General features: G+C 69.3%; 4 protein-coding genes. 1 reads left to right on the plus strand and 3 read right to left on the minus strand.

The window, feature by feature from the left end; genetic code table 11:
- Positions 1-50 precede the first annotated feature (50 nt).
- Positions 51-938: an A/G-specific adenine glycosylase gene (locus ACI3KT_RS18260; protein WP_404905837.1), complete on the plus strand. Its 888-nt coding sequence runs from the start codon at positions 51-53 to the stop codon at positions 936-938.
- Positions 939-941: 3 nt separating this feature from the next.
- On the opposite strand, the gene ACI3KT_RS18265 is transcribed toward ACI3KT_RS18260, so the two are convergent.
- The 3 genes from ACI3KT_RS18265 to infB form a co-directional block, all read right to left on the minus strand.
- Positions 942-3,074: a LuxR C-terminal-related transcriptional regulator gene (locus ACI3KT_RS18265; RefSeq protein WP_404905838.1), complete on the minus strand. Its 2,133-nt coding sequence runs from the start codon at positions 3,072-3,074 to the stop codon at positions 942-944.
- 107 nt (positions 3,075-3,181) lie between these two features.
- Complete coding sequence (rbfA, locus tag ACI3KT_RS18270) at positions 3,182-3,607, minus strand: 30S ribosome-binding factor RbfA (protein ID WP_404905839.1); 426 nt, start codon at positions 3,605-3,607, stop codon at positions 3,182-3,184.
- Between the two features lie 96 nt (positions 3,608-3,703).
- The coding region (gene infB, locus ACI3KT_RS18275; protein WP_404905840.1) for a translation initiation factor IF-2 at positions 3,704-6,115 on the minus strand (2,412 nt) is incomplete at its 5' end.

Here is a 6,115-nt window from a genome sequence, read left to right on the forward strand (position 1 = left end):
TCTCCTCAGGTCGTCGGCGGCATTTCGCCTAGGCTGTCGAGGTGCACTCGATGTCAGCCTTCCCCGAGCGTGAGCTGCCGCTGTCGGAATGGTATCGAGGCGCCGCCCGCGACCTGCCCTGGCGCACATCGCAGTTCCATCACGTTTACGGCGCCTGGGGCACGCTCGTCAGCGAGTTCATGCTGCAGCAGACGCCCGTCAATCGAGTGATCCCACATCTGGAGGCGTGGCTGGCGCGCTGGCCGACGCCCCCGGCTCTGGCCGAGGCGACACCGGCCGACGTGGTTCAGCAGTGGGCGAACCTGGGATACCCACGACGCGCCCTGTGGCTGCACCGGGCCGCGATCGAGATCACGCAACGGCACGGCGGTGTGGTGCCACGCGACGTCGACGCGCTCCTCGCACTGTCCGGCATCGGCGACTACACGGCGAGGGCGGTCGCGGTGTTCGCCTACGGCGACCGGCACCCCGTGGTCGACACCAACACCAGGCGGGTCCTCGCGCGCGCCGTCCAGGGGCTGGCGCAGCCTGCTTCACCGTCGCGCCGCGACCTGGCGCTGATGGAGTCGCTTCTTCCGGCATCCGACGCCGAGTCCGCCGTCTTCAACGCGGCGGCCATGGAGCTCGGCGCCACCGTCTGCACGGCGCGCTCCCCACGGTGCGATATCTGCCCGCTCGTCGAACGATGCGCATGGGTGGCCGCAGGGCGACCCGACACGGGCGACACCCGACGACGCCAGGCCGCCTTCGAGGGTTCGGACCGTCAGACGAGGGGCGCGGTGCTGCGGATGCTGCGCGAAGCGCCGACGGGATCGGTGCTGCTCAGCGCGCTCCTGCCCGACTGGCCGGACGCTCGCCAGCGTGACCGGGCGGTCAATTCGCTCATCGCCGACGGTCTCGCCGAGGCCGACGGTGAGATGCTCACTCTTCCCCGCTGATCCTCACAGGTACTGGACCGTGCGACGCGCCAGCACCATCAGCTCCACGCGATTGCGGACGGCGAGCTTGCCGAACACCCTGCCGAGGTGCACTTCGACGGTGCGCACGGACAGCTGCAGCTCATCGCTGATCTGGCGATTCGACAGTCCGGTCACGACCTTCATCGCGACCTCGAGCTCTCGGCTCGTGAGCAGCGGCGCCCAGGCGAGTCGGCACGCGGGCAGCGAGTCGTGTGCCGCGTCTCCTCGCGTGGCCTCCTCTTCGACGAGGGCCACACGCGCAGCGGATGCTCTGGCCCAGGCGTCGGCGCCGGCGACGTCGAACAGCCGCTGCGCCGTGCGCAGATGCTCGCTCGCCGCGTCGAGTTCGTTGCGGATCACCGCGCGGATGCCGAGCATCGATTCGACCCGTGCTCGAGAGAAGGGCGACGCCAGAGCACGGGTCGCTTCGAGAAGCTCGTCGCGGTCCGCACGCCAGCGCGCATCGGTCGTCGTCGCGATCCTGGCCCGCAGTCGCTGCGCCTCCAGAACCTCCGCAGGAGCGACCGTCCCGATCGCCGCCCCCGGGTCACCGTCGATCGGCGCGAGTTCGTCCAGGCCCGCGACCGACAGCATCGGTGACGGACGCCCGCGATCGCTCCACAGTTTCATGAACGAGGAGGCCTCTTCGAAGGACCCGGACAGGTGCGCCTCGATCGCGCGGTCGACGAGATGGTCCAGCCGGACGGCGGGCGGAAGAGCCGCAGTCAACGCCTCTCCGAACGGCCCGACCCGCCCCAGCACCGCCAGATCGAGTCGACGGGCGAGCACCACGCCGAGACCGGCGAACGGCATCGCCACGGGGAGGATCATGGCGGCCTGCATCAGGCGCTCCTGCGCGACGCGGATGTCTCCGCGCCACATCAGCAGCAGCACTTCGACGACCGCGCGGTAGGCGTTCACCACGGGGCTGTACTCGAAGCCGGCCACGAACGGATCGATCTCGGCACCGAGCCCCGAGTCTCCCACCGCGATAAGCCGGAGTCCTGCGTCGATGTCGCCGTCGAGCGCGGATCGCAGTGCTCGCAGCATCCCTCCGCTCAGCGGACCTGCCCCGACCATCGCCTCGACGTCGGACTCCCCCGCGATCAGCCAGCTCAGCGCCACCACCGGGTCGCGCAATTCGCGCTCGGCGCCGACGATCGCGCATCCGTCGCGCAGAGCCTTGAGCCATGTGCGCATTCCGCGGCGATCGCCGCGCTCAGCGCACAGCACTGCCGCGAACGCCGTAGCGCGGGTCCACGAGTACCAGTCGTCGAGATCGTCAGTGCGCGGACGGAACGAGTCAGGGTCGATCGCGGGAACGGCGCCTTGCAGGTACGCCTGCGCGATCACGAGCGCGCTGAGCCCCTGAAGCCGGTACCGTTCGGCTCCTTCGGGGAACAACGGGCCGAGCCAGGCCGCCGCCTCGGTCGCGTACCCTGCGGCGATCGCCGACGCTCCCGCCACAACCCGCGCCTCGTCGAGCACGATGCCGGCGGCGTGAGCCGCTGCTTCGCCGGCGAGCTGCAGAGCCCGCGAAGAGTGGCCGGCCTCGGAGAGCTCCCTGGCGATCCTGATGAGTTCGGGCGCCGCCTCCGGCACGCCTCGCAACGAGGCGCGAGAACGATGCCAGTCAGCGCTCACGCGATCGTCACGTGCGACGAAGATCGTCACCAGGCGCTCGTTCACCGACGCCTGGACCGCGGAGTCCGTCGTCGAGCGCACCCAGATGTCGAGCAGTGGGTCGACGAAGCGCACGCGCCCCGCCCGTAGCGCGAGATGCGGTCCGATCGCGCTGAGCATGAGCTCGTCCGCGATGCGGCCGTCGAAGGCCAAGAGCGGCTCGAGCTCGTCACCGAGGCACAGCGAGACGGCGAGGAGCAGGTCACGGTCACGATCGTCCAGCTCGAGGCTGTCGTACTTCGCCTGGATCGTGGGGACCATCGGCAGCGGAGCGGGCAGCGGCCGCAGTCCGAATCTCGCAGGCGGGTCGAGCCGGGCGATCATCTCCCGAATCGTCGGAGTGTCTCCCCCGAGCTGGACGACGATGCGCACCAGAACGTGCGGCGCGCAGGTCAGATCCTGTCTGCGCAGCTCGTCGAGAAGCGCCGCCACGGATGCGGGCGTGATGGGCGCCGATCCTGGCGCGCTCCAAGCGTCTATGCTGATCCCCCCTCAGCTGCGCGGACACCTTGCCGCACAGCTGAGGTTAGCAAACGGGATCAGTCTTCGTCGCCTGCGCGCACGTAGGGATCAGCGTCGCCCGCGTGCGAGGCGGACGATGCCAGCTTGGCGACCTGCGCGTCGTGCTCCTGAGCCTGACGCAGCAGGGCACCGATGTGGTCCGCGTTCTCCGGCAGCGCATCGGGGATGAACTCCAGGGTCGGTACCAGACGTGTGCTCAGCTGACGGCCCACCTCGGTGCGCAGCATCCCCGTCGCCGAGGTGAGTGCCGCGCCGCTCGCGAGGCGCTCCTCTTCCGTGCCCAGGACCGTGTAGAACACCGAGGCGTGCTGGAGGTCACCCGAGACGCGCACATCCGTGATCGTGACGAAGCCGAGGCGCGGATCGCGCAGTCCCTTCTCGAGACGCTCTGCCAGGATCACGCGGATGCGGTCCGCGAGGCGTGCCTGTCTTTCACCAGCCATTGTCTTCTCCCTCTGAGAAAAGCCTACGGGCGTCCTCGCCTCTCCTGACTCGCGAGCCAGGAGAGGCGAAGGACGCCCAGAGGCTGTCGTATCCGATCAGCCGCGAGGCTTCTCGACCAGCTCGGTGGTCTCGATCTCGTCGCCGATCTGGATGTCGTTGTACTTGCCGAGGCCGATACCGGCTTCGTAGTCCGTGCGGACCTCGGTGACATCGTCCTTGAACCGGCGCAGCGACTCGATGGCGAGTCCGTCGGCGAGCACCACACCGTCGCGGATGACGCGGGCCTTGGCGTTCCGCGTGATCGTTCCCGACCGCACGATGACACCGGCGATGTTGCCGAACTTCGAGGAGCGGAACACCTCGCGGATCTCGGCGACACCCGACTGGACCTCTTCGTACTCCGGCTTGAGCATGCCCTTGAGCGAGCTCTCGATCTCGTCGATCGCGTTGTAGATGACCGAGTAGAAGCGGATGTCCACGCCTTCACGCTGGGCGCGCTCGCGCGCCTTCGTGTCGGGGCGGACGTTGAAGCCCACGATGATCGCGTTGTCGATCGTCGCGAGGTTGACGTCGGACTCGGTGATCGCACCCACACCGCGGTGGATGATGCGCAGCTGCACCGACTCGTCGACCTCGATCTTGAGCAGTGACTCCTCCAGCGCCTCGACGGCACCGGACACGTCGCCCTTGATGATGAGGTTGAGCGATTCGACCTTGCCCTCTTCGAGAGCGCGGGTGAAGTCCTCGAGCGAGATCCGCTTGCGGGCCTTGGCCAGCTGCGCATTGCGCTCGACCGCTTCACGCTTCTCGGCGATCTGGCGGGCCATCCGGTCCTCTTCGGTGACGATGAACACGTCACCGGCGCGGGGCACGGAGTTCAGACCCTGCACCTGCACGGGGCGCGACGGGTAGGCCTCGAGAACGGCGTCGCCGTTTTCGTCGGCCATGGCACGCACGCGGCCGTAGGCGGTGCCTGCGACGATCGCGTCACCGACACGGAGCGTTCCGGACTGGATCAGCACTGTGGCGACCGCACCGCGGCCCTTGTCGAGCTTCGCCTCGATGGCGACACCACGAGCGGCCTTGTTCGGGTTGGCTGTGAGGTCGAGACCCGCGTCTGCGGTGAGCAGCACGGCGTCCAGGAGGTCCTGGATGCCGGTGCCGGCACGAGCCGAGACATCGACGAACATGACGTCCCCGCCGTACTCCTCGGCGACCAGACCATACTCGGTGAGCTGCTGACGCACCTTGGCCGGGTTGGCTTCGGGCTTGTCGACCTTGTTCACCGCGACCACGATCGGCACGTTCGCCGCCTGGGCGTGGTTCAGCGCCTCGACCGTCTGCGGCATGATGCCGTCGTCGGCCGCGACCACGAGGATCGCCAGGTCCGTGACCTGCGCACCACGAGCACGCATGGCGGTGAACGCCTCGTGACCCGGGGTGTCGATGAAGGTGATGGCACGCTCGATGCCTTCGTGCTCGGTCCAGACCTGGTACGCACCGATGTGCTGGGTGATGCCGCCGGCCTCGCCCTCGATGACGTTGGTCTGGCGGATCGCGTCGAGCAGTCGCGTCTTACCGTGGTCGACGTGACCCATGACCGTGACGACCGGAGGACGGATCTCGAGGTCGTCGTCGCTCTCGTTCTCCAGCTCGGCCTCGAGGTCCAGGCCGAAGCCCTCGAGGAGCTCTTTGTCCTCGTCCTCGGGCGAGACCATCTGCACCTTGTAGCCGAGCTCGGCACCGAGGACCTCGAAGGTCGCCTCATCCAGCGACTCGGTGGCCGTGGCCATCTCGCCGAGGTTGAAGAGGATGGTGACGAGGGTTCCGGGCTGCACCGTGTAACCGGTCAGCGTCTCGATCTTGTCTGCGAAGTCCGAGATCGACGCGCCGCGGCGCATGCGGATGATCTCCCCGTTGCCACGGGTGACGTTGACGCCGCCGACGACCGGAGCGCTCCGCATCTCGAACTCTTGCCGCTTGGCCCGACGCGACTTGCGCTGCTTGCTCTTGCCGCCGCCCTTGCCGAAGGCGCCTGCGGTGCCGCCGCCGGGTCCACGACCACGACCGCCGCCACCACCGGGACGACCGGCGAAACCGCCGCCGGGACGTGCACCGGGACCGCCGCCGGGAGCGCCTGCACCACCGGGACGACCGGGGCCGCCGGGACGCTGCTGGAACGGAGCACCGGGGCGACCGCCCTGACCGCCGCGCGGAGCTCCGGGACGGGGAGCACCCGGACGCGGAGCACCCGGACGCGGAGCGCCGGGACGCGGCGCCTGCGGGCGCGGGATGTTACCGGGAGTGGGACGCTGACCCATGCCCTGCGCCGAGGCGAAGGGGTTGTTGCCGGGACGCGGACCTGCGGGGCGCTGACCCATCCCCTGCGAGGAGGAGAACGGGTTGTTGCCGGGGCGGGGAGCGCCGGGCTTCGGCGCCGCGTTGTCTGCGGGCTTGGGCGCTGCGGGACCGGGCTTGGCTGCCGCTGCGGGGGGGGGGGCCGCCCT

It is taken from the genome of Microbacterium sp. ZW T6_19, from assembly GCF_044987465.1.
GTDB classification, from domain to species: domain Bacteria; phylum Actinomycetota; class Actinomycetes; order Actinomycetales; family Microbacteriaceae; genus Microbacterium; species Microbacterium natoriense_A.

What these genes read in the sequence shown, in the direction of transcription:
- rbfA (WP_404905839.1), bottom strand. Translation starts at nt 3,607, where the DNA reads ATGGCTGGTGAAAGACAGGCACGCCTCGCGGACCGCATCCGCGTGATC.
- ACI3KT_RS18260 (WP_404905837.1), top strand. Translation starts at nt 51, where the DNA reads ATGTCAGCCTTCCCCGAGCGTGAGCTGCCGCTGTCGGAATGGTATCGA.